21 protein-coding genes and 2 pseudogenes are annotated in these 25897 nt (G+C 58.0%); 15 read left to right on the forward strand and 8 right to left on the reverse strand.

The features are described 5' to 3' along the window. From P9250_RS00005 to P9250_RS00025, 5 genes are all read right to left on the reverse strand, one after another. Positions 1-1122 (reverse strand): type VI secretion system tip protein TssI/VgrG (locus tag P9250_RS00005; protein WP_310390582.1); only part of this gene is annotated, 1122 nt, incomplete at its 3' end. Positions 1123-1189: 67 nt separating this feature from the next. Next, positions 1190-1678 (reverse strand): Hcp family type VI secretion system effector, encoded by a 489-nt coding sequence (locus P9250_RS00010; RefSeq protein ID WP_310390583.1) that lies wholly within the window; start codon positions 1676-1678, stop codon positions 1190-1192. Positions 1679-1876: 198 nt separating this feature from the next. Then, on the reverse strand, positions 1877-3301 hold the full coding sequence (gene tssC, locus P9250_RS00015) for a type VI secretion system contractile sheath large subunit (protein WP_250511776.1): 1425 nt from the start codon (positions 3299-3301) through the stop codon (positions 1877-1879). A gap of 102 nt (positions 3302-3403) precedes the next feature. Beyond that, on the reverse strand, positions 3404-3898 hold the full coding sequence (gene tssB / locus P9250_RS00020; RefSeq protein WP_244831862.1) for a type VI secretion system contractile sheath small subunit: 495 nt from the start codon (positions 3896-3898) through the stop codon (positions 3404-3406). A gap of 478 nt (positions 3899-4376) precedes the next feature. Continuing rightward, positions 4377-4847 (reverse strand): Hcp family type VI secretion system effector, encoded by a 471-nt coding sequence (locus P9250_RS00025; protein WP_310390584.1) that lies wholly within the window; start codon positions 4845-4847, stop codon positions 4377-4379. A gap of 56 nt (positions 4848-4903) precedes the next feature. On the opposite strand from P9250_RS00025, the gene P9250_RS00030 reads away from it, so the two are divergent. Next, positions 4904-5032 carry a hypothetical protein gene (locus P9250_RS00030; RefSeq protein WP_284504005.1) on the forward strand — a complete coding sequence of 43 codons (129 nt, stop codon included), beginning with the start codon at positions 4904-4906 and terminating at the stop codon, positions 5030-5032. 1304 nt (positions 5033-6336) lie between these two features. Here the strand turns inward: P9250_RS00030 and P9250_RS00035 are convergent. Then, positions 6337-6825 carry a hypothetical protein gene (locus P9250_RS00035; RefSeq protein WP_310390585.1) on the reverse strand — a complete coding sequence of 163 codons (489 nt, stop codon included), beginning with the start codon at positions 6823-6825 and terminating at the stop codon, positions 6337-6339. 311 nt (positions 6826-7136) lie between these two features. Here P9250_RS00035 and P9250_RS00040 point away from each other — a divergent pair. The 6 genes and pseudogenes from P9250_RS00040 to P9250_RS00065 all read left to right on the forward strand — a co-directional run. Then, positions 7137-7769 (forward strand): annotated as a pseudogene (locus P9250_RS00040) (transposase); the annotation flags it as partial. A 279-nt stretch (positions 7770-8048) separates the two neighbouring features. Beyond that, entirely contained in the window at positions 8049-10670 is a 2622-nt protein-coding gene (locus P9250_RS00045) for an AAA family ATPase (RefSeq protein WP_310390586.1), read from the forward strand. A 479-nt stretch (positions 10671-11149) separates the two neighbouring features. Next, positions 11150-11779, forward strand: coding sequence for an FAD-dependent oxidoreductase (locus tag P9250_RS00050; RefSeq protein ID WP_310390587.1), 630 nt, complete (start codon positions 11150-11152; stop codon positions 11777-11779). After that, positions 11739-12086, forward strand: coding sequence for a hypothetical protein (locus P9250_RS00055; RefSeq protein ID WP_310390588.1), 348 nt, complete (start codon positions 11739-11741; stop codon positions 12084-12086). The genes P9250_RS00050 and P9250_RS00055 overlap by 41 nt, the downstream gene beginning before the upstream one ends. 263 nt (positions 12087-12349) lie before the next feature. Then, complete coding sequence (locus tag P9250_RS00060; protein WP_310390589.1) at positions 12350-14080, forward strand: CocE/NonD family hydrolase; 1731 nt, start codon at positions 12350-12352, stop codon at positions 14078-14080. A gap of 734 nt (positions 14081-14814) precedes the next feature. Then, a pseudogene (locus P9250_RS00065) lies at positions 14815-15383 on the forward strand (PDDEXK nuclease domain-containing protein); the annotation flags it as partial. Positions 15384-15394: 11 nt separating this feature from the next. On the opposite strand, the gene P9250_RS00070 reads toward P9250_RS00065, so the two are convergent. Further along, the gene (locus P9250_RS00070; RefSeq protein WP_310390590.1) at positions 15395-15943 is read right to left on the reverse strand and encodes a DUF1003 domain-containing protein; all 549 of its coding nucleotides are present in this window, start codon (positions 15941-15943) and stop codon (positions 15395-15397) included. A gap of 972 nt (positions 15944-16915) precedes the next feature. On the opposite strand from P9250_RS00070, the gene P9250_RS00075 reads away from it, so the two are divergent. Then, positions 16916-18126 (forward strand): IS3 family transposase gene (locus P9250_RS00075; protein WP_310390710.1). Its coding sequence is split into 2 segments (ribosomal slippage): positions 16916-17234 and positions 17234-18126, totalling 1212 coding nucleotides; the frame shifts between segments, so codons are not numbered across the junction. Positions 18127-18451: 325 nt separating this feature from the next. On the opposite strand, the gene P9250_RS00080 is transcribed toward P9250_RS00075, so the two are convergent. After that, positions 18452-18844: a response regulator gene (locus P9250_RS00080; protein WP_310390591.1), complete on the reverse strand. Its 393-nt coding sequence runs from the start codon at positions 18842-18844 to the stop codon at positions 18452-18454. A 400-nt stretch (positions 18845-19244) separates the two neighbouring features. On the opposite strand from P9250_RS00080, the gene P9250_RS00085 reads away from it, so the two are divergent. From P9250_RS00085 to P9250_RS00115, 7 genes are all read left to right on the forward strand, one after another. After that, on the forward strand, positions 19245-19943 hold the full coding sequence (locus tag P9250_RS00085; RefSeq protein WP_310390592.1) for a hypothetical protein: 699 nt from the start codon (positions 19245-19247) through the stop codon (positions 19941-19943). Next, positions 19936-20841, forward strand: a complete 906-nt coding sequence (locus tag P9250_RS00090) for a phage integrase family protein (protein WP_310390593.1) — start codon at positions 19936-19938, stop codon at positions 20839-20841. The genes P9250_RS00085 and P9250_RS00090 overlap by 8 nt, the downstream gene beginning before the upstream one ends. A gap of 288 nt (positions 20842-21129) precedes the next feature. Further along, a complete protein-coding gene (locus tag P9250_RS00095) occupies positions 21130-21882 on the forward strand; it encodes a site-specific integrase (protein WP_310390594.1) in 753 nt (250 codons plus the stop codon). A gap of 224 nt (positions 21883-22106) precedes the next feature. Beyond that, a complete protein-coding gene (locus P9250_RS00100; RefSeq protein WP_310390595.1) occupies positions 22107-22322 on the forward strand; it encodes a hypothetical protein in 216 nt (71 codons plus the stop codon). A 152-nt stretch (positions 22323-22474) separates the two neighbouring features. Continuing rightward, a complete protein-coding gene (locus P9250_RS00105) occupies positions 22475-23557 on the forward strand; it encodes a type IV toxin-antitoxin system AbiEi family antitoxin (RefSeq protein ID WP_310390711.1) in 1083 nt (360 codons plus the stop codon). Next, on the forward strand, positions 23545-24417 hold the full coding sequence (locus tag P9250_RS00110; protein ID WP_310390596.1) for a nucleotidyl transferase AbiEii/AbiGii toxin family protein: 873 nt from the start codon (positions 23545-23547) through the stop codon (positions 24415-24417). The genes P9250_RS00105 and P9250_RS00110 overlap by 13 nt, the downstream gene beginning before the upstream one ends. Positions 24418-24426: 9 nt before the next feature. Then, positions 24427-25803: a hypothetical protein gene (locus tag P9250_RS00115; protein ID WP_310390597.1), complete on the forward strand. Its 1377-nt coding sequence runs from the start codon at positions 24427-24429 to the stop codon at positions 25801-25803. Positions 25804-25897 lie beyond the last annotated feature (94 nt).

Genomic DNA, 25897 nt, shown 5'->3' on the forward strand with positions numbered 1-25897 from the left:
GCGATACTGCACATCGGCGCTGATCGCTGAAAACGAATTGCGATAGATGATCTCTTCGCGCGCTTCACTGCTCGCGCTGAAGGGCGTCTTGATGCCCGCGAGCAGCGCGCCCGCCTGCGATCCTTCATGCGTGATCTCGGTCACGAGATAGCGGCCGTTGAAGTCGTCGCGATAATGATGCGACATCTGCATGAAATAGCCGCTGCGCATTCCCACAGCCGTGCCCTGGCCATGAAAGCGCACGCCGCCGCACAGAATTTCCTCTGCGCGCAGATGGGCGTAGCGCGCGCCTTCGTCGGCGTCGCGGAAGTTGTCGCCGTAGAACATCGCTTCGCCGAAGCCTTGCGCGGATACGGCCGCCTCGACCACCAACGGCAACGATGCCTTGCGGTAGTTGTAGTCCTGCAGCACCACCTTCGCGGGCAGCGGCTTCGTGCGGCACATGAAGCTCTGCACCGAATCCGGCGCGACACCGGTATCGAGTTCGTCGGCGGGGCGATAGTTTACGGGCAGCGCATCGGCGGCGTGCATGGCGCGGTCATCGACGATCGTGAGCGTGTCCGCCTCGCCGCTCTGCGCGAAGTAGTAGTACATGCCTTCCTTCTCCAGCCAGCGCGACATGAATTCGAAGTGGCTCTCTTGGAACTGACAGACATAGCTGCGCGGACGGTAATCGCCTGTGAGTTTGAGATCGACGGCGCTGCCCGTAAGCTGCGCGTCGCGCAGCACGCCGCCCAGAATCTGCGGGATGGTCTGCTCGTTCAGATAAACCTCGCAAGTGCGCGTGAGCGTGAGCCGCCATGCACGCGGCACCAGCACCGCGCGATAAAACGTATAGCCGCCCGCGTGATGCAACTGATCGAACTCGGCGAGCATGCCGGAGTAAGGCGTCGTGCGCGAAGGATCGTCGGGCGCGCCTATCTCGAAGGTCGCGTTGTTCTGCAACATCTTCGTGAGGTCGATGGCGGCATCGTCCGAAACGAGCGTCATTTCGAAGCGGAACAACTGCGAGATGGCTTCACGTCCGTGCATGCGCACCACCGAGAACGTGTCGGCAGCGTAAGCGTCGGAAACGAAGCTGAAGCGCTGATTGTTGGCGAGTCGTGCGGAAAGCGAAGTCATGGCGGCAGTTGGCGGGATGGTTCACGAACGCGCGACGTGGGACATCCACGACGCGCAAGCTTCAAGGTCAGGCCTTCGGAGCAAGCCAGGAATCTTCCGCTTCGATGCCGTCCGGCTCGTACGTCCACGTGATCTTCTCGTAGGTGAACGCGAGGTCTTCCATGTGGCCCATCTGACGGTTGTTCGGGTCGAGGCAGTTCGGCGTCCACGACTGCATGTGCGTGAGGATCGCGTTTTCGAGCTTGGCGCTGTAGTACTTTTCTTCGGTGCCCTTCGGCGAGATGCGGTAGAACTCCAGCGTCACGGTCTTCAGTTGCTCACCGGACGTCAGCGCCTGATACAGCTTCGGGCTGGACTTGTCGATTTCCTTCGTCACCGTCATTGCGCCATGCACGCGCTTGCCGGTGGGCAGACCCGTTTGCGGGCTCTTCGGAATTTCGATGGTGTGATCGACGGCCTGCACGAGGATCTTGCCTTCGTGACCTTGAACTTTGGTCGAGCCTTCGATCTTTCCTTGGTTCTGACCTTCGAGGGTCAGGTAGCATGGCATCGGCATGGTGGCCTCCAGTTGCCGTTATGGTTCGTTCGGGTGGTGTACTTCGACGCGATGCGCTCGTTGTTCTTGTCGAGCGCATGACTACAGTGTGAGCGCGGGCGGTTACCGCCTCGTTGCAAGTGACCGCCCGCGTGTTACGGATGAAACCTGGCCGAAGCGCCGCTTATGTTCGCGGCTGCCTCGAACCCGATGCGCGCATCAGGCAGTTTCCAGCTTGCCGACGAGCGACAGCGTGAACGACGCGCCCATGTACTTGAAATGCGGGCGCACCTTCATGTCGACCTTGTACCAGCCCGGTTCGCCTTCCACGTCGAGCACGTTGATTTCGGCCTGACGCAACGGGCGGCGGCTGCGCACGCCCGGACTCGGGTTGTCCATGTCGGCGACGTACTGGCGAATCCAGTTGTTGAGCTCCTTCTCCAGATCGCCGCGCTCCTTCCACGTGCCGATGTTCTCGCGCTGCATCACCTTGATGTAGTGCGCCATGCGGCTCATGACGAACATGTACGGCAATTGCGTGCTGAGCTTGTAATTGAGCTCGGCTTCCTTGCCTTCTTTCGACTGGCCGAAGAACTTCGGTTTCTGCGCCGAGTTGGCGGAGAAGAACGCGGCGTTGTCGCTGTCCTTGCGCATGGTGAGCGCCATGAAACCTTGCTCGGCCAGCTCGAACTCGCGTCGTTCGGAAATCAGGATTTCGGTCGGAATCTTGTTCTGGATCTCGCCCATGGATTCGAACGAATACACCGGCAAGTCCTGCACCGTGCCGCCGCCTTGCGGGCCGATGACGTTGGCGCACCAGCGGTAGTCCGCGAAGCTTTCGGTGAGACGCGTGGCAAACGCGAAGGCCGCGTTGCCCCACAGGAACTGGTCGTTACCGCTCGAGACGTCTTCCTTGTAGTTGAATTTCTTCGAAGGCGCCGTTTCCGGGCCATACGGCACGCGCAAGAGGAAATGCGGCGCGGTCAGGCCGACGTAGCGCGCATCTTCACTTTCGCGGAAGGCGTTCCACTTGACGTACTTCGGACCTTCGAAGATGGACGACAGATCTTTCAGGTTCGGCAACTGATCGAACGAGTCGATGCCGAAGAAATCCGCGCCGGCGGCGGCGACGAAAGGCGTGTGACCCATCGCGGCGACGCTTGCCGAATATTGCAGCAGCTTGACATCGGGCGCGCTTGCATTGAACTCGTAGTTAGCGATGATCGCGCCGAACGGCTGGCCGCCGAACTGGCCGTATTCGGCCGTATAGACGTTCTTGTACAGCCCTGACTTGGTGATCTCGGGCGCGTCCTGGAAGTCGTCGAGCAGCTTCTGCTTGCTCACGCTCATCAACTGAATCTTGATGTTCTCGCGGAAGTTGGTGCGGTCCACCAGAAACTTGAGCGAGCGCCACGACGATTCCAGCTTCTGGAAGTCATCGTGATGCAGGATGGCATCGACCTGCGCGCACAGCTTGCGGTCGAGGCTCGCGATCATGTCGTCGACGGTCGCGGCGGTGACACGCTCCACCGAACGCTGCGGTTCGAGCAGTTGCGCGACGAACGCCTGAATACCTTGGCGCGTGATCGAGTACGCTTCGTCGCCCGGCTTGATGCGGGCCGACTCCACCAGTTGATCGAGCAGCGAGACTTCGCCCGCCGCGGCCTCTGCCGGCGCCGCTGCGCCGGATTGCTGTTGTTCGTCGCTCAATTCAATCTCCTTCATCTACGAAGTGCTGGTTCCGCGTTACTTGTCTTGTGCGCCGAGTTCGCCGAGCAGCCGCGCGCGCACGCCTTCGTCCTGGATCAGCTCTTGCAGACGCTTGCGGAAGTCGGGCAGATTGCCGATCGGGCTTTTCAGCGCCTTCAGGGCGTCGCGCAGTTCGAGCATCTGACGCAGTTCGGGAATGCGTTCCGCGAGCGCATCGGGCGTGAAGTCGTTGATCGAGTCGAACTTCAGGTCGAGCGAGAGCACGTCGTCGGGACCGGCTTTCTCGTCGAGCTTGTTCGGCACCGAGAGTTGCAGGCCGAGCTTTTGGCCTTTCAGCACTTCGTTGAAGTTGTCCTTGTCGACGTTGATCGGCTTCATGTCTTCGATCGGTACGTCGTCCTGACGCAACGTGAAGTCGCCGAGCACGAGCAACTTGAGCGGCAGTTCCACTTCTGCCTGCGCGTCTCCCGTGGCCGGACGATAGACGATATTGACGCGTTCCTTCGGAGCTACCGAACCATCATTTGCCATTGCTGCCATCTCCAGATTCACGGCGCCGCGCTGGCAGTGCGGACATCGATGAAAACGCGTGTCAGGGATCGCACCGACTTGACGCGGGCCGCTGCCATTGCATGCTCGGGCCGGCAGCCATCGCCTGAGCGCGGGATAACTAAAGAAATTACGTGTCGCTGATTGCGGATAACGGCGCGGGCCGGATTTGCTTGAGCCAGACCGTCGGATGCTTCGCTCGCGATTGAGCGCAAGGATCGGCCAGTCCAGGTGGGAAACTTTTCCCGAAGCTCGCAAGCCTTGCCCGGATTTGAGTGCGGCTCATTATAAACAGACGTATCTCAAAAACCCAACGCATTTTTATCAGTTCATATGCACTAAAGAATGACCGGGCAAAGCCGTATCCCCCAATTGTCGAAATCTCTCGTTCGATGCCTCGAAACCCTTTCACGACAAGGGCTTCGAAGCTTTGTCCAGCGCTTTACGCCTTGGGCGCGAGTCACGAATCTTCGGCTTCGATGCCGTCCGGCTCGTAGGCCCAGGTAATCTTTTCATAGGTGAAAGCGAGGTCTTCCATATGGCCGATCTGCCGGTTGTTCGGGTCGAGGCAGTTCGGTGTCCATGACTTCATGCTGGTCAGGATGGCGTTCTTAAGCTTCGCGGTGTAGTACTTCTCTTCCGTGCCCTTGGGCAAGATACGGTAGAACTCAAGCAGCACAGACTTGAGCTGCTCGCCGGAAGTCAGCGCCTGAAAAAGCTTCAGGCTGGATTTGTCGATTTCATTGGCAACGGTCATCGCGCCGTGAACACGCTTGCCGGTTGGCAACCCCGTTTGCGGGCTCTTGGGAATTTCGATCACATGATCCACGGCCTGCACTAGGATCATGCCTTCGTGGCCCTGAACTTTCGTTGCGCCTTCGATCTTTTCTTGATTTTCACCTTCGACGGTCAGATAGCACGGCATCGGCATGATTCACCTCTTCTTCGGTTGTGTGATTGAAGCGCCTTTTTCTCCAGGTCCGGCGCATGGTTGTAGTGTCGGCGCGCGCGGTTGCGATAGGCGGCCGCGATCTCTTCGAGGTGTGGCGCACCATCATGGGCGGCAACGGTCTCGCGATGCTCGTGCTGGTGCCGAGCCTGCTCGCCTGGTGTTGAGGGGCTTTAATTCTGCTAATACACCGTAGGTCAGGCGATTTGGAGCTTCTGCCGGTACTTGCTTACCAGAATAAGCAGCCGATCCATGTTTCGTGCTCGCCGCGCAATTGCTGCTGGAAACTGCTCGAGTGTTATGCCGTGCACCTCGCAGGCGGCGACGTTGGTGTCGAGCCATATCCGCTTCCAACGGGGCGCGGCTATATCAACGGGATTGAGCACAAGACATCGAAAGCAGTAGAGCAGGTGCGGACGGTCTGACATCCACTTGGACGGGGTTTGGATCCGCGCAAGTCGGTGAGGGTCCAGACGGGCGAAACTTGATAGCGTGAGGAGCGCAACTTCCGATATCCTTTCGAGCTCCCTTAAGGTACGTCCCACTGTTGCTTGCGGGCCGCAAGGCGCCAACACTGCGGCGGATGCGACGGCGTGTCGCCCCCGTCGTGTCCAGCGCGCAGAGACGTCCAGTCATTCGGCGCCTCTTTCGACAACAAGCCGGACTCAATCGTCTGGCGCCGGTTCTTGTTGCACAACATCATCAACCATCGGATTCCCGCCCGCAACGCGTCCGACTCGGTGATCGTCCCGTGCGGTAGAGATCTTGCCCATCAGCGTCGTGGATATGCCACGTGCCGCGATCGCATCGTGGAGTTGAAACGGACGCGACCTCGGAATTGGGTTGCCGTGGTCGAGTGCGCCCACAAGTACAATCGGAAGACCCTGTCGAATGGCTGCTGTCAGTCGCGGATCGGTCGTCCAAGTGTCCGCATGACCGCATGGGTGAATGGCAACAACTGGCCGGTTGGGTAAGGTCGCCAACGTCCGCTTTATGGTGCTCCAGCTCGGAAGATGCCGGTTCGACTGAGTGACCGGTTTGGAGAGGGCCGTCCGACCGGATTGGGTCGGTTTGACTCGATCGCTTTTGGGGAGGCCGACGCACAATGCGCCGCATCGCGAACGAAGGCGAAGTGACGAAATGCAGCCGCACAGTGGATGAGCGGCGAGCGTCGGCAGCAGTCGAAGGGCGGAGGTTGGCCATCCGACAGGGCTTTAAGTTAGTCGATACGGTCCCTGGACATACGTCTACTCGGGCAATCTTGACGTTCTCAAAGGCCGACTAAAGAGATGTCGGCTGCAAAGCTTTCATGCGTGTGAGATGTTGCATCAGGTCTGCATATTTCCGATAGGAAGCTAGCAAAACAGCTCTTTTCTCGATGCGCAGATGTTCAATGCGCAACGACTAGGTATCGGTTTGCCGTTCTGACAAGCACGCCGTTAGATGGTTGCATGATTTTTCTAATGCGAGGTTATCGGGCATGAAGAACTAGCCGCCGAAGCGCGAACAGACCGGTGAGCGTCATCCCCGTTCCAAGCCCTCGCTCGATCTGTTCAAAGGCGCGCACAACTACGTCAAGACGCGTCTCTCTAAGCTGGCGGTCATGCTCGTTGACCACCGCTGTCGCAACTTCCATCTCATCCCTGCCCAATCTCCAGCCGCTCAAGTTTCCCGACGCGAGGACGCCAGTAAGCGCAGCCTCGGCTGAGGCAAGGCTGCACTCGTCGATCTCGCCGTGCCCGGCCGCTGCGATTAATCCCGTTAAGGCCACGGCTTGCGATAGGCAACGCAAAGTCGCTGCGTCGCCTTGCCCTGCACGAGCGACTTCAAGCGCCATGCGGACCTGGATGGAAATTTGTGCGACCGAATCCGGATCGAGCGGAAGATAAAGCACCTTCTTATGCCTTGCCGCTTTTGCGACGCTACGGATCGGTTTTCGCGACTTTGATTTAGACATCATTGGGCATTCGAGACAGGTTCGATGAGTTCGAATTTTTCAGGCGAATCAGCGGTTATCGCAATTCTATTAGCAGAATTTGTGCACCACATTAGCGGAATTAGTGGGCCTCAACAACAATTGCGTGCATCATGGCGTCACAAACCTGTGAGACTCGAAAACTCGAGCGCAATAACGCGCGCGGTGCGCAGCGTGAAGTGCGGGACGTTCGAAAAGATCGGGATAAGATTTCGGCGGTACTCGATGCGGGGACCAGCGAACGGCCAATCAAGCTAGAAATAGTGTTGGAGGGTCGTATTCCTCTTAGCGGTCAACGAATCATCGCCATGTACGCGCGCGGCATGAGTGTGCGCGAGATCCAGGCGTTTCTGGCCGAAGCCTATGGCACCGAGGTTTCGCCCGATTTCATCAGCTCGGTCACCGACGAAGTCATGGCTGAGGCGCTCGCCTGGCAAAGCCGTCCGCTTGAGCCGATGTACCCGGTGGTGTTCTTCGACGCGCTGCGTGTGAAGATCCGTGGCGACGGCGTGGTGAGCAACAAGGCGGTGTATCTGGCGCTGGGCATTCAGGCCGACGGCCAGCGCGATGTGCTCGGCCTGTGGATCGAACAGACCGAAGGGGCGAAGTTCTGGCTGAAAGTGTTCAACGAACTGAAGACCCGGGGCTGCCAGGACATCCTGATCGCGGTGGTCGACGGCCTGAAGGGACTGGCTGAGGCGATTGGCACGGCGTACACCACAAACGCCATTGAGAGTCTGAACATGCAACTACGCAAGATCATCAAGACACGCGGCCACTTCCCCAATGACGAGGCCGCCATCAAGCTGCTGTGGCTGGCATTGCGCAACGTGCTGGCAAAGTCAGTACGCGCGGCGTTCGACTGGTCGTCCGCGATGAACCAGTTTGCCATCCTGTTTGGAGAGCGTTTTACCAACGCACGCGGGTGACTCCGCTAACCGCCTCGCACACAAAAGTGCGGACAGGTTCCATTGCGGCTGCCAAATAAAAGCTTTCTCACTCGTCGACAAACCCATCCACAATGGCACATCACCTAAACCTCAAATTCCTCGATATGATTGCTGGCGCATTCCGGGAAGTACTAGCTTGGATGACGCCCACGCTGAGCTAAATCGCCCTGCCGTACTTCAATGCTGCTGCGCTTGAGCGCGGACGCATCAAATTCGGCCGCTGAGGCAGACTTTTTCAATAAAAACAAAGAGAGATAGATGAGCGATAACAATGACGCTGCAGTTGGTCCTGTGTTGGACCCCTTCGAGCAATGGTTATCCGAACGCCATAAGTGGCTTCAAACTGCCGCAGCTAGGTTGATTCGAACTCGTGCTTTTCCCGACGCGGACGCTATTTGTGAACTAGCAGACTTGTGTGTCATTGAAGCTTCAAAACAAGGTGTAGAAAAGTTTGAGGCTGTCGCGCCAGGAGTTCTCGCTCAGGCACAAGGCCAATCGCCTATTCGCCTTCGTCGAATCAGTGAAGTAACGGGTGTGAACGCAATAAAGAACGGCGCATCCATCGAGTTTGGGACGAGCAGCATTTCCCTCGTCTATGGTTCGAACGGTTCAGGAAAGAGCGGCTTCGCGCGACTCATTAAGCAACTCTGTGGCTCTCGTGCAAAAGAAGACCTTCTTGGAAACGTCTTCAGCAACGAACAGCAGGAGCCATCTGCGCGCGTGCTTCTCTCCGTTGGCGAGAAGGAGAAGGAAGGTATCTGGACGTTGGCCGATGGCGCTGTCCCGCAGCTACGACATCTCCATGTGTTCGATTCGACCGTGGCCGCCCTGTATTTTGGTCAAAAGAATGAGGCGACCTATGAGCCGTCACGCATGCGTTTCGTCTCCTCGCTCATTAGGGTGTGTGACCAAGTGTCCGACGAGCTTGATGCTCGAAAGCAAAAGCTCCAGACAAAGCTGCCGATTATGCCGGCCGAACTGGCAGCAACTAAGTCGGGAAGATTTGTCTCCAAGCTCAAAGCAGGCACCACTGAAGCTGCAATCGCTTCAGCGTGTGTCTACACGGACGAGATGAACAATGAGCGTATTGCGGGAGAAGCGTCGCTTGCAGAGAAGGATGTTCCGGGCAGACTCAAAGTTATCGATCGCGAGATTGCGGCGCTCGACATCGTAAAAGCGTTGGTTCAATCTTGGAAGACGGCCTTGAGCGACGAAAAGCTGACCGAGCTGGCTGGCGCGCGAGCAGCCGCGCTGCAAAAACGGAAAGCTGCTGGCGAAGACGCAGCCAAGGTATTCGCCGGTTCGCCGGTCGATGGGATTGGCCAGGAGTCTTGGCACGACCTGTGGGAGAAGGCGCGAGAATTCTCCGTTTCGTATGCTTACAAAGAGTCCGAATTCCCGAACACGGAACCAGGCGCGAGATGTGTCCTCTGTCAGCAAGAGCTAGGAGACGACGCCAAGGACCGCCTCTCCCATTTCGAGCGCTTTGTTAAGGGCGAGCTCGAAAAGGACGCGCAGGAAGCAGAGCGTGCGTTGAAAAAGCTTGAGCAGTCTTTGCCAAACTTGCCCGAGGCGAAGACCTGGGTAGTTACCACGGCACCCATCAAGTTGGAGCACCAAGCAGCGACCGACTGGCTCACCCAACTATCAAAACGGCGAAGCGCGGCAGACATCGCATTGACAATTGACGCGGTCACTGCTGTGGATTGGTCGGTCGTCGAATTGCCAATGATAGTGGTGACCGATGCACTGCTCGCCGAGCAGAAGACACTGCAAGCGCTTCTGCAGGACGGAAATCGAAAGGAGCTCGCGGCCCGTGTGAGTGAACTCGTTGCCTGTCAATGGTTGAATAGGGAGCAGGAGGCCGTTAGAGTTGAGGTCAAGCGCTTGGACACGCTCGCGATACTCCAAAAGAGCATCTCGCTGACATCGACGACCGCGTTGACTAAGAAGAACACCGAGCTAGCGGAACAGGAGCTGCGAGGTGGGTACCAAGAACGCTTCGAGCGAGAGTTGAAGGCTCTCAACGGTTCACGAATTCCCATCGAACCAAGAAGTAAGCAGCAGGGCAAAGGCAAGGTGACGTTCTCGCTCACGCTAAAAGATACGGGCGACGGCGTTAGGGCGGAGTCGGTCTTGAGTGAGGGTGAACGACGAATCATCGCGATGGCGGCATTCTTAGCCGATATTTCCGGGTCGGGTCAACCTACACCATTCGTTTTCGACGACCCGATTTCTTCGCTCGACCAGGACTTCGAAGAGCATGTGGTTAAACGGCTTGTCGACCTATCCCATGAGCGTCAGGTCATTATCTTCACTCACCGATTGTCGTTGGTCGCTCAGGTCGAGTCGTTAGTGAAAAAAATTCAGGACAAGGCCTTCCTTGCAAAGCAGCCGACACCGATTGAACTAAATTCGCTATCGCTTCGCCGCTTAGGGAAGACAGTCGGACTGATTGCCGACATCAATATCAGGGATGCCAAACCAGACAAAGCACTGAACCGCATTCGCAACGAGTCATTGAAGCAACTTCGGAAGCTGCACGATGAAGCGGATGTTGCTGGGTATGATGAGAAGGTAAAGGGCATATGCAGCGACGTCCGAATCCTCGTCGAGAAGTGCGTTGAGACGATACTCCTCAACGATGTGTTGATTCGGTTTCGACGTAGTATCACAACGCAAAACAAAATCGGTAAGCTGGCGAAGATTAAAGCCGATGACTGCGCCTTGATTGACGACCTAATGACACGCTATTCGGTCTTCGAGCATTCGCAATCCACCGAGCTTCCCGCCGAATGTCCGGATGTTGATGTGTTAGAGAAGGATGTTGACGTGATGATTGCTTGGATTAAGGAGTTCACGGAACGGCCGGTCCAGTAAAGCTCAAATAGAAAAACTAGCGCGTTTTGCTGCCGTTGGCTCAAGCCGGCCACGAAGAGTCATTCGCTCGCTTCTTTGCTGGGACATCCAGGCGTCGGCTCTGTCCAGAGATCAGTCGTATATGAACCGATCAAAGAGGTGTCTGGTGGCGACGATGCGCGGCCCTGCAAGGCAGCTCCTGTCGGAAAATGCATTATCTGCCTACAGCGGCCAAGGTAGCTTCCCTGGCGGCGGCTGACATTCGCCGGTTGCGCGGGCGGTCTCGAGATATTCCGTCAGTGATCGACTCCGCTCGCATCAGCGCGACGAGATCATTCGAATGATTCAGCGCCTCGCCCTGCACGCCGCCCGTCAACGTCGATGTGCGGACTACAACCCGCCCAGGCAAATACGCCGGAACGAAGCGGTCATGCCATGGGCGTCGGGCGCTTTGCCGGGCCGAAGACCGTCGAAGTTCGACTCAACGCCGCGGCACGAGCATGCTCGCGGGCAAACAGTTGGTGGTGAACGTCGGCACGCATGCCGCGATTCCGGCCGTGCCGGGTTTGCGGGCCTCCCAGCCGATGACGCACATCGGCGCGCTGGATCTCGACCGCGCGCCGGAGCATCTGATCGTGCTCGGCGGCGGCTATATCGGCGTGGAGATGGCGCGGGCGTACCGGCGTTTCGGGAGCCGCGTGACTACCGTCGAGCGCGGTGCGCGATTGATGGCGCGCGAGGACGCGGACGTCGGCGACGAGATGCTGCGCATCCTTCGGGCGGTAGATATCGACGTCGTACTCGACGCGCAGACGATCCGCGTCGAAGGTCGCTTGGGAACGCAGATGCGCGTCGTCGTGCGGACACCTTCGGGCGAGCAGATCGTTGCGGGCAGCGACATTCCGGTTGCCGCGGGACGTTCTCCAACACGGCCGATATCCGTTTTGAACGGGACGGCGTGCAACTTGACGAGCGCGGTATTATCCCGTGAACGATCGCCTGCCGACATCGGCGGACAATGTCTGGGCAATCGGCGAGGTCGCAGGGAGCCCGCAGTACACGCATGTCTCCGTCGACGATTTCCGCATCGTGCGCAACAACATGGCGGGCGGACATCGCAGCACGGGTGATCGGCTGATTGCGTACACGTTGTTCACCGATCCGCCACTCGCGCGCGTCGGCCTCAACGAAACGGATGCACTGCGCGCGGGGATCGCCGTGCGTGTTGCAATGCCACCGATGCGCAACGTCTTGCGCACGGAAGCGACCGACGAAACGCAGGATTTCATGAAGGTGCTCGTCGGCGCGGATGATGACCGCCTACTCGGCTTCACGATGATCGGCTCGGAAGCGGGCGAAGTACTGGCGGCGATGCAAACGGCGATGGTCGCAGGCATCCCGTATCCGCAACTTCGGGATCCCGTGTTTCCCATCTGACCGTGGCGGAGGGTCTGGGGCCGCTGCTGGAGAAGCTTCCCGAGCGTGCGGTGAAGTGAGGCTTGTGGCCGCGTAGGCGGACTCTGAGCGGTGAGCCACTGCTCGTGCCGCAGCGCTTGCCGATGGACTGCGAGCATGGCAGCGACAAGCGCGGCATTTCGTGCGGGCAGTACGAGGCCGCCATTCATGTTCGGCGTTAGTTCTCGATGTTCGATCGTTTTCGACTATTACAATGCTCTAACACCAAAGCAACGGCGAGCAAGATGACTGCGCATACGGCACGACAGAGTATTGGACCGCTGACCTTGGCGTATCGTCGGATAAGGAACGCTTTTCGCCCTCAGGTTCACTTATACGCGATACCCAGCGGTATTCACGCGGATTGGGATGTTCCGGTAAAGGTTCGTGACGGAACGACGCTGCGCGTCAATGTGTTTCGCCCGTCGAGCGGCGATCCTGCGCCGGTGATCATGTCGGCTCATCCGTACGGCAAGGACATGATTGCCGCGCATAGTCGAAGCGGCCGGGCCGTCGACCTGCAATATCGACTCTTTCCGCAGCCCCATTCTATTGCGATCTCCGAGTGGACGAGCTGGGAAGCGCCAGATCCCGGCTTCTGGGTGCCGCAAGGATACGCGGTGGTGAACGTCGACCTGCGCGGCGGAGGCACCGCCGAAGGTATCGGCGAACTGTTCTCCGATCAGGAAGCCCGCGACTATTACGACGTGATTGAGTGGGCCGGCACGCAAGCGTGGTGTTCCGGGCGCGTGGCGCTCAACGGCGTGTCTTACCTCGCGATCAGCGAATACAAAGTGGCAGCGCTGCGCCCGCCGCATCTTGCGGCCATTTGTCCGTGGGAGGGGTTTAGCGATCTGTATCGCGACTTTGCACGTCCCGGCGGCATTCGCGAGGACGGCTTCACGATCGTCTGGGACAAGGGGCTCAAACGAGGCGGAGTCGCGACTAGCACCCGATTTCGGGAAGAGATCGTCAATCGTCCAGAACGGGACGAATGGTACGAATCCACGGTTCCTGACCTTGAGCGCATCGAGGTTCCGATCCTGGTATGCGGCAGCTTCTCGGACCACTCGCTGCACACGCAAGGCTCGTTCGAGGTTTTCCGGCGCGGCGGCTCGGCTCTCAAATCGCTCTACACGCATCGTGACGGCAAGTGGTGCGCTTTCTATGGCAAGGAGGCTTCCGCGGCGCGGCTGCGTTTCTTCGATCACACGCTCAAGGGCATCGACAACGGGTGGGACAGCGAGCCCGCAGTTCGTCTGGCGATCCACGATAACGGGCCGGAACCGGTCGCCGTTGTCGGTGAGCATAACTGGCCGCCCGGCGATCTCCAGTGGCGTACGCTTTCACTCGATCCCGGCTGCGGAACGCTGATCGAAGAAGCGCCGCGGGCTCAGGCGACATCCGTATCGTTCGACACGCGACGAGGGGCAGCGCAGTTCGTCTGGACAGTGCCGGACGATATCGACGTGATCGGACCTATGGCGCTGCGTTTGCATCTTGAAGTGCTGGGCGCCGACGACGTTTTCGTTTTTGCGGGCGTGCGCAAGTTTCGCGATGGCGTGCAGATGCAGTTCGAAGGCTCATTCGGCTTTTCAGGCGACATGGTCTCCAAAGGATGGCAACGCGCCGCGCATCGTGAACTCGATGAACGGCTTTCCACCTCTGTACAGCCGGTTCATACGCATCGTTTCGCCGAGCCGCTGCGTGCAGGCGAGATCATTCCAGTCGAGGTCGCGTTGCAGCCGCATGCGACGCGCTTTCTGAAAGGCGATGTGCTTCGCCTCGACATACGAGGCAAATGGCATTTTCCGCGCGATCCGCTTCGTGGCCAGTTTCCTTCTTTCTACGAACCCAGCCCGAAGGCGGTATGCGTCCTTCACGCGGGCGGGGCATTCGACGCTCGACTGCTGATCGGAATGAGGCTCGTCAGCGCGACGACGGCGAAGTGCGATGCCGCTCGTTTGCGCGGTTGAATCTCCTGGATAACGATCAGTCCGTCCGTTCGCCGCGCATGTTGCTGCCGCAACCCGAAGGGCCGTTGAGCGTCGTGAGCGGACCGTCATACTATTTCTGACGTTGGAAGCGACGCCAGAAATTTTGAACCTTGAGCGAGCTGAAACAAGGAAGTCTAGCGCTAAGTTAACCCTCGGATTAAGTTAAATATTTCAGTATATTTGCTGTCCACGCTTCGTCTGTGCGGCGGTTCAGACTTGGCTGAATCCGACAAATTCAAGTGAATATTGGCGGTCCTGACGGCCGGACAGTAGCCGCAAGAAGAACGCGCTTCCCGGCAATCCCGTCAATCAACGCCGGTTTTAGCCTCGCCCCATCGTGGGAGAGCTTTGGTTCGTATGGTCCACGCTTCAGCGGGGCCCAGAAAGGTGACGGTTTGTGGCCCGCGCTACATCTTAAGATTCCATCGAATTGTGACCTTATGTGGCCTGACGTCAAGGGTGCTGTTTAGCTTTCACCCAAACATCGCTCATTTCAGCAAGTCCCAAGCGGTCAAGCCGGTCGCGCTATCCGCGCCAAGGATTCGAGGTGCACGACTCCGTACCGATGAGACAGGGTCGACATTTGTGTCACGCATACGATCGTGCGTGTGGACACCGCAAAAAGCGTAATGCCGCTTCACTGAGTCGACCCCGAAACGGGCCAGATCGTGAAGAGGCCTGTCATGCAAGCGGCACTTCTCGAATATTTCGCCTACGAGACTGACGCGCTGCGCAAAGGCTGGTTAGTGCGGCAGCTCGATCGGCAGATTAATACCCAACTCTAAGAGCGGCTTGCCCTGTCGCGCAAAGTTCCGCTCCTGATCAAACCCAACGCCATAGAACCAAGCGAAACGCTCACGCCAGGAGAAGCGATCCGCGACCCGTTCGTGCTGGAGCTCCTTGATCTGAAGGACGAATGTTATGAGTCGGATCAGAAGGCGGCGCTGATCCAACGACTTATTAACTTTCTACTCGAGCTCAGCGACGATTTCGCCCCCGTGGGAAGGCAGCGGCGACTCCAAATCGACGACACTTGGTTTCGCGTCGACCTCGTCTTCTTTTACCGGCGCCTGATGCCTTGTCGTCATCGACCCTGAAGTTGGCCGCTTCAATTACACCGATGCGGAACAGATGCATCTTTATCTGGTTTCCGCGCGGGAACATTGGGTCAAGCCGGGCTAAAACCCCTGTGGGCTTGATCTTGCGATACGTTTCGACCAAGGCATGTCGGGTCTGCTCGATTGAACCTTTATTGCGATGGGACGCGGTACTCGACCGGTGAAAGCGTCGTTATTAGCGTTGCTCCTTCCGTTGCTCAATTGCTTCGAGAACGGCATCTGGGTTGGTCGCCGCCTGCAGAGTTTCCGCATGTTGGTCATGCCGGTCAGGTACGTGGGGAAGATCGCGTCGAAGCTCCTCAAGCAACATGATGATTTTGGTGGTTTTCTGCTCGGCCAGCAGGTTAATCTGGAGTTCGAGATGGGCGCGATCTTCCTCGACACGCGCTAAGCGATTTTGCCGAATGAGCACCGCCATTGTGACTAGGACGCCTATGAAAGTAATAACGCCTTGCAATAGAGAAAACGGCGGTTCGTCGAAGTAGCGATAGCCCAGGTGATGCAAAAAGATGTCGGTGATAATCCATGCCACGCTTGCACATAGAAAAGTCAGTAAAAATCGTGGTTCACCAAAGAACAAGCTAACTCGCTCAATCATTCTTTGTAGCACGGTGCGCTTCGCATCCTCGCGCTGAGCAAACTGTGACACCTTCTCCAGATTTTCGTGGATCGCTTCAGAAATGCTCGTGACGGTGCTGTCGTCGGCCCGGGGATCGGTTGTCATGAAAGCTACATTCTCCATGGATGTGGCCATGTCGAAGGAAAACTTTTACCTTCACACATGACGCGAAGGACGGGACACCGCCTCCCTGGCATCGACACTGAAGAACGCCCATGAGCTACATGCGGCCGTTCATCGGCGATGCGAGATCGCGATTGCTCTCGCGAAGGCAGGTCGAAAGCTTCGGTTGCTCTTGGCTGCCTCTGTTACTTGGTCTACCGCATTCCGAATGCCCGCCGTTCTAAAGTACGGCAGGACGCTTGCGATCCTCCTAGGCTTAGACAAGTTGCAACATCAGGAGGCAATCACGAAAATGCGTACAACAGGCGATGCACTACCATGCTTGTCGTGGGGCGCCGTCATCGCGGGCGTCAACGCAATGAACCTTCGAACTTCGCCTGACTGCATGCGCGGCTACTCCGCAACGAAATCTGTTCAACCTTTGCAAGACGAGTTGTCGACGACGCGGTTGTTTATCGGCGTCTCGTTCAGGTTGAAGCCGACCCGTTGAGACTTGTGAAAACGAGCCGCTCAAGTTTGCAATGTTGGTGCCGTTGATGGGAGGATGCAGCGCCTCGGCTGCTGTCTCTCAGTAGTTTGGCTCGCCCTCGGTGGCGGGCCCTTTTTTTCGGCACCCCTTCCCGCGTTTTGACTGCACGAGGGATCGCAACCTCGCACCGTCCATGTTCGACAAGAAGAAAGCATGCCGTCGGAGAATGAATGCCTCTTACGCTTTCAAAAAGTACAACATAAAAAACACCGTCGGCAAGCCCATTGCGGCCGTCACAAGCCCGATGACGATCAGAACGTCGTAGACATGCATCCGTTCCTCAAACTCCTGCTGCCGTTTCAGGACCGGATCGGCGGCCAAACGGTCATAGTGGAACAGCCCCGTGAAAGACCGGACACAGTCTCCCACTTACAATAGCGGGTAGGCATAAGACTGTGTATATGACTAACAACAAGAACGAAGTAATGGAAGTGTTGACGGGACCTGAGCGCCGACGGCGCTGGTCGGCTGATGAGAAGCTGGCGATGGTTCGGGAGACGTTCGAGCCCGGCAAGACAGTTTCGATGGTGGCTCGGCTGCACGGCATCAATCCGAATCAGCTGTTTCAGTGGCGCAAGCTGCATCAGGACGGCAGCCTGTCGGCAGTGAGCGCTGGAGAAGAAGTTGTGCCGGCGTCCGAGTTGAGCGACGCGCTGAAGCAGATCAAGGAGCTCCAGCGCCTGCTGGGCAAGAAGACCATGGAGAACGAGATTTTCCGGGAAGCCGTGGAGGTGATGAAGTCGCGAAAATGGATTGCGCGCTCACCCTCATTACCGGGGGACGGCCAGTGAAGCAGGTCTGTGACGTTCTCGGTGTAGCGCGCTCAAATGTGTCGGTAAAGCTCGCCCGGACTGCTGACTGGCAGGATAGCCGGCGCGCACGCAAAACGGATGATGCTGGCATTGTCGACGAAATCCGTTTGCTCGTTGCTGACTTGCCCAGCTACGGCTATCGACGCGTCTGGGGCCTGCTGCGAAGCGAGCGGGAATTGCGGTGTGAGGTTCCAGTGAATGCGAAACGTGTTTATCGCGTGATGCGCCAGCACGATTTGTTGCTTCACAGGAGGCCTGCGAGGCCGAGCATCGAGCGTCGGCATGAAGGTACGGTGGCGGTGCCCAGAAGCAATCAGCGATGGTGCTCTGACGGCTTCGAGTTTCGTTGCGACAACGGCGCGCCGCTGCGCGTGACGTTCGCACTCGATTGCTGTGACCGCGAAGCGATCAGCTGGGCAGCGACGACAGGCGGTCATAGCGGCGACGTTGTGCGCGATGTCATGCTGGCGGCTGTCGAACATCGTTTCGGGAACGTTCGCAAAACGCCCGAGCAAATCGAATGGCTCAGCGACAACGGTTCGGGTTACATTGCCGAAAAGACCCGCGCGTTCGCTTCAGATATTGGTCTCAAGCCGTTGACCACGCCCGTATGCAGCCCGCAGAGCAATGGCATGGCAGAAAGCTTCGTCAAGACGATGAAGCGCGATTACGTTGCGTTCATGCCGAAGCCGGACGCGGCGACCGCCGTGCGCAATCTGGCCGTCGCATTCGAACACTACAACGACAAACACCCGCATAGCGCGCTGAAATACCGCTCGCCGCGCGAGTTCCGACGTAAAGCCGATTCATCAACCTTGGTGTGAGATGGTGTCCGGAACTACGGGGGCAAATCCACATAGTTCAGCGAAATGTTCTCAACTCGCCTCTTGGGGCTCGGCCAAGAATTGGATGTGAAGGGTGTCATCATCGTTGTCCAGTTGCAATCCAGTCAAGCCGACCACGGGCGAAGTCGCCTCTTGCATGAAGCTTACTGGGATCGTTGCGGCGCAATTCGAGGAGCACGGCAGAGATCGGCCCTCTAATTAGGGCATAGGCCTTGCATAACCCTGATTAATGGCGGCAATTAGAGACAGACATATGCTCGAGCGCGCGTTGCTTTCTGCAGCGCGTCGAACCTCGATGAAAATTTTAATGACTCGACGGACGGCGCGAAAGCGATCGGATATGCTCGACTAACGTTTCAACTGAAAGGGGTTTTTCTAAAACAACGTTGGCTAAGCTTTCGGCTTGAATGCCCCTTGCGGCTGAGCAAAGAATCATCGGCAGGCCATGGGTTCGTTCGTCGGACCGCAACGCACGGCATACTGCTAGTCCGTCCATGCCAGGCATCATGTAGTCGCAGACAATGACGTCGGCTCCTCCTTGCAGGGCTTTCGCTAACCCATCACTACCGTTTTGAGCCGTGATGACTACCATCCCTTCAAACGAAAGCACGAGTGCCCAGATTTGCACGATGTCTGGATCGTCGTCAATAAGTAATACCGTGACCGGCCGGGTACGTGAGGATGTGAGTTGTGACATAGCAAGGCCGACTTCGTGGTTAGACTCGATAGGGGTTCGAGCAAGCCCTGTACCGAATGGCCCAGAAATGTGACGATCTGCTTCGACAGCTAGGTGGCGTTATACGGCTGATTACGAAGAAGCATTGCAAGTCGTCGTGCCGTGAGCAAGTAGTGCGATCCAGGCGCCGCCTTTGGAGTTTTTCATTTCATGCCGTACATTAAATAATCGCGTCGCTCGAGACACGGTTGATCAGCCTTGTGTTCTGTGGGTTCTGCGCGATCCTACCGTTGTCGTGACTTTCAGTGAGCCGAATAGATTATAACGATCGAATTATCAAGCTTGATAATTGTATATTATCGGGATAGCGTTTCAGAGGTAAAATTGCCCCTATTCAAATTGCGTGAGAGGGCCCAGCCCCGTGGCACAAGACTTTGCGGGTGATTTCGGTGATCCGGGCGATTTCAGCGAAGGCGGATGGCCGCGACGGTCGGGCGATCCGCGCGATCAAAATGATCTTTGGCCCGATGAAGCCCCCACGCCCGAGGTCGCGCGTGTCGTGCTGAAGATCGACGCGTCGATCACGCTGAAGCGAACCGCGGCCGCGGCGTGGCTCACGGCGCATGGCGACGCCGTGCCGTCACTGCCGATCAACCCCACGCGCATGGAACTGGCGGTGGTTATCACGCTCGCCGAGACCTACGGGACAGCTCTATATAGAGACGCCCGCTTTGTTCCGGTAATCGACTTCATCGCCGACTATGGCGCCGTTAAGTCCGTGCAGCGCGTGATGTATGGCGCACGCCCGGTCACTGACTTCGATGTCACCGCCTACGCGGCAGAAAACGCGCGACTCGCAGAAGCGGTGCGCGACGCGCGCGTAGCGTTCGAGTTTCTCTGTGCGACCTGGCCCGAGGTGTTTCTCGCCCAGACACATGCGGTGCTCGCTGGGCTCGGCGTACGCGTGCGGCCGCCGGAGGCGGATCTTGTGCCGCCGGTGAGCGATGTCGAGGACCAGGGTCGCGGCGCCGACGAGCATCACCGCAAGAAAGGTGGCCACAACGACGGTGACGACGACGAAGGTAACAACTCAGCAAGCGAGGAGGGCGGTCGTGGCTGAACGCAAGTCGACGTCGAAAATGTCCGGCTCGCCGGTCGCCCCGGTCGGCTCTGTTGCCATCGAGCGAGGCTTCACGACCAAGGATTTCACTGCGCTGCGCGCGTTCGTGCAGCGCATTGCGCCGGCGATCATTGCGCGTACCTACTACGACCCGGATGAAGACGCGCATGCGACGACCCCGGCGGCGATGGAGCGGCACCTGAACGCGATGCTCGATTCGCTGGTCCAGCTCGCGCTCGCGCACGCCTCGTCGGCGCTCGCCACGCACCTGCGCGCGTCGATCAAACAGCATGGTCGCCCGTTGCTCACCGCCGTGACCTTCCGCATGGTGACCGAAGCCGCGCAACTCGCAGCGGCCGCCCCGCACGCGGATCACCCGATCGGTGCGTGGCTGCGTCCGCGCATCGCGCGCCGACTGGAAGGGGAGGGCATCGCCACACTCGGCGAACTGGTCGCGTTCTGCAACTGGCGGGGACCGAGCTGGTGGCGCTCGATTCCGCGCATCGGGCGCGGGCGCGCGCGTGCGATCGTGAGCTGGTTACGCAAACACCAGGCGAAGCTTCAGCTGACCGTCGAGATCGACGTCGATTCGGAAGAGCGCGATGGTGTGCCATTGGTGGCGGACGAACTTGTTGAAGTGGTCCCCGAGTATTACGCCGATCGCGGACCGCTCGGATCGTTACCGCGTCTGAGGCTCGCGCCGCTCGAACGCCTGTCGGTGCCGCATGCATTGTCCGGCGCTGACGGCGAAAACCGCTCGAGCGCGTTATGCTACATCCAGGCGAATCATGACCTCGATGCGGTGCGTGCGTATCTGAATCGCCACCGCGATCAGCCGAAAACCCTACGTGCGTACACCAAGGAACTCGAGCGTTTCCTGTTGTGGGCGGTGGTGTAGCGCGGCAAGGCGCTGAGCGATCTGAAGGTCGACGATTGCGAGGCCTACAAGGATTTTCTGAAAAATCCCGATCTGCGTTTTGTGGGGGAGCGGTTCGTGCGGCACTCACCACGGTGGCGGCCGTTCGCCGCCGGCGCCGATGGATCGGCGTCGTTGTCTGCCGAGTCTCAACGGTATGCGGTGCGTGCATTGCGTGCGGCGTTCACCTGATGGGTCGATGTCCGCTATCTCGCCGGTAACCCGTGGAAGGCGGTCAATGATCTGGTGGTAGTCAAACGGGTGAGTGCGATGAAGATCGAGCGCGCGTTGCCGGCGGCGTTGTGGCGAAAGCTGCGCAACGAGCTCGATGTGCGCTCGGCGGAGGCCAGCGCGATGCAATGGCGCGCGGCCCGCGCCGCGATGCTGTTGATGGGCGACTCGGGTCTGCGTCGCGAGGAAGTCGCCATCGCCCTTCGTCAAAACTTGCGATCGTCGTTATATAGAACCGTCGATCGTCCGGTTTGGGAATTGACGATTGTCGGCAAGCGGCAACAAGAACGAACCGTGCCGGTCAGCACGGCGACACTTGATGCCCTTCGTGCGCATTGGGCGGACCGAGGGAAACTGTTCGACGGCCGCGACTCAAATGGTGCCCCAACCGGCCCCTTGATTGCGCCGGTCATCATTCCGTGGACTGAAGCTTCCAAGCTACGACATCGGTCCGGGAAAGGAATCGGACCGACGCAGTTGAATGAGGCTGGATATACAGCGGACGGTCTGAACCGGCTGATCGGTCGCATGTTAAACCAACTGGTCGAGACGATGGTGTCACTCGATCTCGATGACCGGATGCGGCTCGGGCAGGCCAACGCGCATGCGTTCAGGCACACGTTCGGCACACAATCCGTCGCAGATGAGGTGCCCGTCGATGTCGTGCAGAAAGTGCTAGGTCATGCTTCGCTGCAGACCACGACCATCTACGTCCAAGCCGAAAAGCAGCGCGTCCTCGAGGAAGTGGCGCGCTATTACGCGAGCGTCGCCGCGCGCAAGGCCGCGACCTGAGCGTGATTCGTTTTGGGGCTCATCGACTTCAACTTCTGCACCCATTTGGCGCGGTGTTTTGATACAGTGCGCAGCGATTGTCGGCGCTCGTCTGCGCTGGCGTACAGGAAAAGAACAGTGACTGATAAAGAGTTAAATCTGCGCGCGGGCCTGGCCGCATTCTCCGATGTGGATCGCGTGGTTGCCGTGAACCTCGATCAATTCCGTTGAACTCGAGAGAAGATTTGATCAAGCTGCTGGTTGAAACGGGCATCTCCTACACACTTCCCCGTGAAGGGGATCTGGCTGCCGAGGATAGCAATAGCAGCGTCGAAGTAACGATCAAGGACGGCGACGTGGTCTCCGCGGCGGCACGCGCGGCGTGCGAGCTCGCCGCAAGCTGGATCGAAGACGACGACGTTAAGGCGTGGAAGATCGCGACGGGGCGGTTTTCTCGTTAACTACTTCATCGGCCCTGCCGCTTCACAACGGTAGTATTCGACTGCATGCATGGTTTCGATTTCAGTGTTTAAACCGCTTTCGGCATTCGCTGAAAGACGTGAAAACAGTGAAATCGCTTGGTGAATTTCACAAAATCTGCTACTTTCATCAAATGTTGAAAAGGGCAAATTTAATGAAAGAAATCGAAAGTCAGGCCAGCGCGGCCCTGAGGACTGTGCTTGAAAAAATCCCCATCCTCCGGGTAAAGAATATCCAGGGCGATCAACCATCCTCCGACTGGACGCCGGATTTGGTTGCTTGGGTTGTCGTCGGCGGCCACGAGCATCTACTCATTTGCGAAGTGAAGTCCAATGGACAACCGCGGTATGCGCGCTCCGCAGTGGCTGAACTTCGGAATTACATCGCGCACCGTGCAACCGAGGCAACGCCGATCTTCATCGCGCCGTACGTCTCACCTGCCGTGCGAGAAATGTGTGAAGCGAACGAGGTCAGCTATCTTGATCTCGAGGGGAACGCACGCATTGCCTTCGATGGCGTGTTCATCGAACGTATGATGAATGAGAAGCCGGTCACCGAGCAACGCGAGCTCAAATCACTGTTCAAACCGAAATCTGCACAAGTGCTTCGGGCTATGCTACGCGAGCCTGACCGCGCATGGAAAGTAACCGAATTATCCGAAGCATCTGGAGTAAGTCTTGGACACGTCAGTAACGTCCGAAACGGATTGATTAATCGAGAATGGGCCAGTGCTTCGGACGATGGCCTCATTCTTACGAAGCAAGACGCTCTCTTGGATGCGTGGCGGAACAGTTACACAGCACCTCAGGGTGAGAGACTTCCGTTTTACACCCCGTTGCATGGAGGTGCATTCGAAAACGCTGCTCGCAATGTTCTGCGAGCGAACGATGGTCCTGGGCTGGCGGCGTTCGCCTCCTTCTCCGCTGCACATTGGATCGCACCATACGGCCGCACCGGTACTCAGTACTTCATCGCGGACAAAGATGGGCTAAACAAGCTTCGAGACGCCTTGAAGCTTACCTCTGCCGCCAAAGGTGAGAATGTCTCAGTTCTCGTACCGAAGGATGAGGGGTTGCTGATCGACACGATAGAACCCGCGCCCGGCGCGATCTGCACAAGCCCGATTCAAACCTATCTCGACCTCTCCGTTGCGGGCGAACGCGGTGTGGAGGCGGCCGAGCATCTTCGCCAAGAAAGGCTGAAATGGCCAAAATAACGCCAGCCCGCGAACCACAGTCGGCCGCCGAATATGACGACCGCACGACGGCAGCAGTAAAGTCAGTGCTAATCGAGATGGGCCAGATTCTGGGCAGTTTCAAGGGCAAGTTCGCCATTATTGGTGGCGCGGTCCCCTGGCTGCTCCTTGCGAACGAAGACATGCCTCACGTCGGTACGCTTGATGTAGATGTTGGGCTAGACGCGGAAGCACTCGGCGACGGCGAGTATGCAACCTTAGTGGGTGCCTTGCAAAGCCATGGATATGCCCAACGTGAGGGACTTCGACGTTTCCAACTGCTTCGTCAGGTTCCCACTCAGGATGACGGGGATGCGATCGATGTCGTAGTCGACTTCCTGATGCCTCGCGATGTAGAGATTGTAAAGAACGATCCTCCCCTGATCAGCGACTTCGCTGTGCAACGGGCAGATGGTGCAGATCTGGCGATACGGTTTTATCAGCTTGTTGCAGTGACGGGATCGATGCCGAACGGCGGCACAAACCGGGTGGAGATAGCGGTCTGCTCTATCCCGGCCCTATTGGCAATGAAGGGTCATGCGTTGGCGGGTCGATACAAACAGAAGGATGCCTACGACATCTACTATTGCGTGAGAAATTACCCCGATGGCATCGACGCGCTTGCAGAGGAATGCCGCCCACTACTGGAACACGCCAGCGGCAAGCGCGGCTTCCAATACATCGCGGAGAAGTTTGACTCGTTCGAGGGGCATGGCCCCACTTGCGTGAAACGTTTTGTCGAAGACACGCGTGCGTTGCGTGATCGCACGCCCGAACAGTGGCAACAAGATGCGTTTGGGCAGATTGACGCTCTGTTGCGAGCAATGGCGCTGCGAGTCTGATCGCGCCCGATGGACTACATACAACTTCGCAGTTTGTTGGAGCCTCTTGTCACGGCGTTGAAGGACACGGGAACCCATCCCATGCTGCCGGCGCTTTGCGAGGAGATCGGGCTGCCTGCTCCGCCTGCAGACGGATCAAAACGCGAGCGCATTACATCCAGCTTTGACAACGTAACAGACGCCGACCTGCCCACGATTGCTCGCAAGCTGATCGCGCGTCATCCGCCCAATGCAACGACTCGCAACCAGATTCAAGACATTCTCTGGAGCGATGGTGCGTACCCGTCGATCCCGAAGCGCTATCGCCGAGACGTAGCTCGCATGCTTAATTGTGAGGGTCTCTACATAGACGCTCGCAAGTTTGACGAGCTATTGGAGCGACTGTGGATCTTAGATCCCGATGATTGGGTGAATTTTTTCGGCGGAAAACCCAAAGGACTACGTGCGGATATTCAACAGCATGTGCATGTCAACCCAGAGGACTGGCCTGCGGAAACGCTGTTCGACCAATTAGGCGCCTATGATGCTTCTGACCAGCGCTTTGGGTTGTTTTTGGAGGGCCTCGCTTCCGCGGACGTTAGACCCGATGAGTCAGCTCAACGCCACTTTGTGGCGTGCGTCAACGAGGTGCTCTGCGTCTGCGGCGCCGAGTTGCGCGAGACGGGTTTGAATGGCGGCTATCCCGTCTTTTCGATGGTCTCTTTGCGCGCTGCGACCAGAGGTCGGCCGAAGAACCTGATCTTCGCGTCACCTAGCAAGCCTGACCTGCGCTTCCGAGACGCGTTGGACAACGATGTTGAAATCGTCACGAATGCGGACGAGGTGCTCGTGTACGACCGGCCCATCGGAAACGATGGCTTGCGCTGGAATGACCTACAGCAGTGGTGGAGCGATAAAGAGCAGATATTCGAGCCGATGTATGCAAAGCGTTCGTCATACGAACGGCTCAAGACCAGCTTACCTCAGAACTCTCCACCACAATCTCTCTTGTTCAGGGCCTTCTTCGAGGGCTTCCGTACTGCGGTACCGACCCTGCCTGCGCTCCTGCCGGAACTGTGGCTGCACTGGGACCCACGCACGGTAAAGGAGCGAGGGCCGGACGCGCTCCTGCGCTTTCGAATGGACTTTCTCCTTCTGCTCCCACAAGGCGTTCGTGTGGTCATCGAGGTGGATGGCAAGCATCACTACGCGGATGCGGCGGGCAACGCCGACGTTCAGCGCTATGCACAGATGGTCAGCGCCGACCGCGAACTCAAGCTCGCGGGCTACGAAGTATTTCGCTTCGGCGCAGCGGAGCTACAGGCACCCACAGCCAAGGAGGACGTGAAAGCATTTTTTGACACACTATTCAAACGGTACGGTGTTTCCACAAGCCGAGCGTCGTGAACATCGGAAAAAACCGATCGCCGAAAGGGCAATCGATATCTGACCTCGGTGGATAGCTACTTCTCATCCAACACTTCGCGCGATACGGCGGATG

The organism is Caballeronia sp. LP006 (assembly GCF_031450995.1).
GTDB lineage: Bacteria > Pseudomonadota > Gammaproteobacteria > Burkholderiales > Burkholderiaceae > Caballeronia.

Coding starts and splice junctions, on each gene's coding strand:
- P9250_RS00060 (WP_310390589.1), top strand. CDS start 12,350: ATGACTGCGCATACGGCACGACAGAGTATTGGACCGCTGACCTTGGCG.
- P9250_RS00045 (WP_310390586.1), top strand. CDS start 8,049: ATGAGCGATAACAATGACGCTGCAGTTGGTCCTGTGTTGGACCCCTTC.
- P9250_RS00025 (WP_310390584.1), bottom strand. CDS start 4,847: ATGCCGATGCCGTGCTATCTGACCGTCGAAGGTGAAAATCAAGAAAAG.
- P9250_RS00095 (WP_310390594.1), top strand. CDS start 21,130: ATGAAGATCGAGCGCGCGTTGCCGGCGGCGTTGTGGCGAAAGCTGCGC.
- P9250_RS00030 (WP_284504005.1), top strand. CDS start 4,904: ATGGTTGTAGTGTCGGCGCGCGCGGTTGCGATAGGCGGCCGCGATCTC.
- P9250_RS00115 (WP_310390597.1), top strand. CDS start 24,427: ATGGACTACATACAACTTCGCAGTTTGTTGGAGCCTCTTGTCACGGCG.
- P9250_RS00080 (WP_310390591.1), bottom strand. CDS start 18,844: ATGTCACAACTCACATCCTCACGTACCCGGCCGGTCACGGTATTACTT.
- P9250_RS00105 (WP_310390711.1), top strand. CDS start 22,475: ATGTTGAAAAGGGCAAATTTAATGAAAGAAATCGAAAGTCAGGCCAGC.
- P9250_RS00110 (WP_310390596.1), top strand. CDS start 23,545: ATGGCCAAAATAACGCCAGCCCGCGAACCACAGTCGGCCGCCGAATAT.
- tssB (WP_244831862.1), bottom strand. CDS start 3,898: ATGGCAAATGATGGTTCGGTAGCTCCGAAGGAACGCGTCAATATCGTC.
- P9250_RS00035 (WP_310390585.1), bottom strand. CDS start 6,825: ATGATGTCTAAATCAAAGTCGCGAAAACCGATCCGTAGCGTCGCAAAA.
- P9250_RS00050 (WP_310390587.1), top strand. CDS start 11,150: ATGCTCGCGGGCAAACAGTTGGTGGTGAACGTCGGCACGCATGCCGCG.
- P9250_RS00010 (WP_310390583.1), bottom strand. CDS start 1,678: ATGCCGATGCCATGCTACCTGACCCTCGAAGGTCAGAACCAAGGAAAG.
- P9250_RS00070 (WP_310390590.1), bottom strand. CDS start 15,943: ATGACAACCGATCCCCGGGCCGACGACAGCACCGTCACGAGCATTTCT.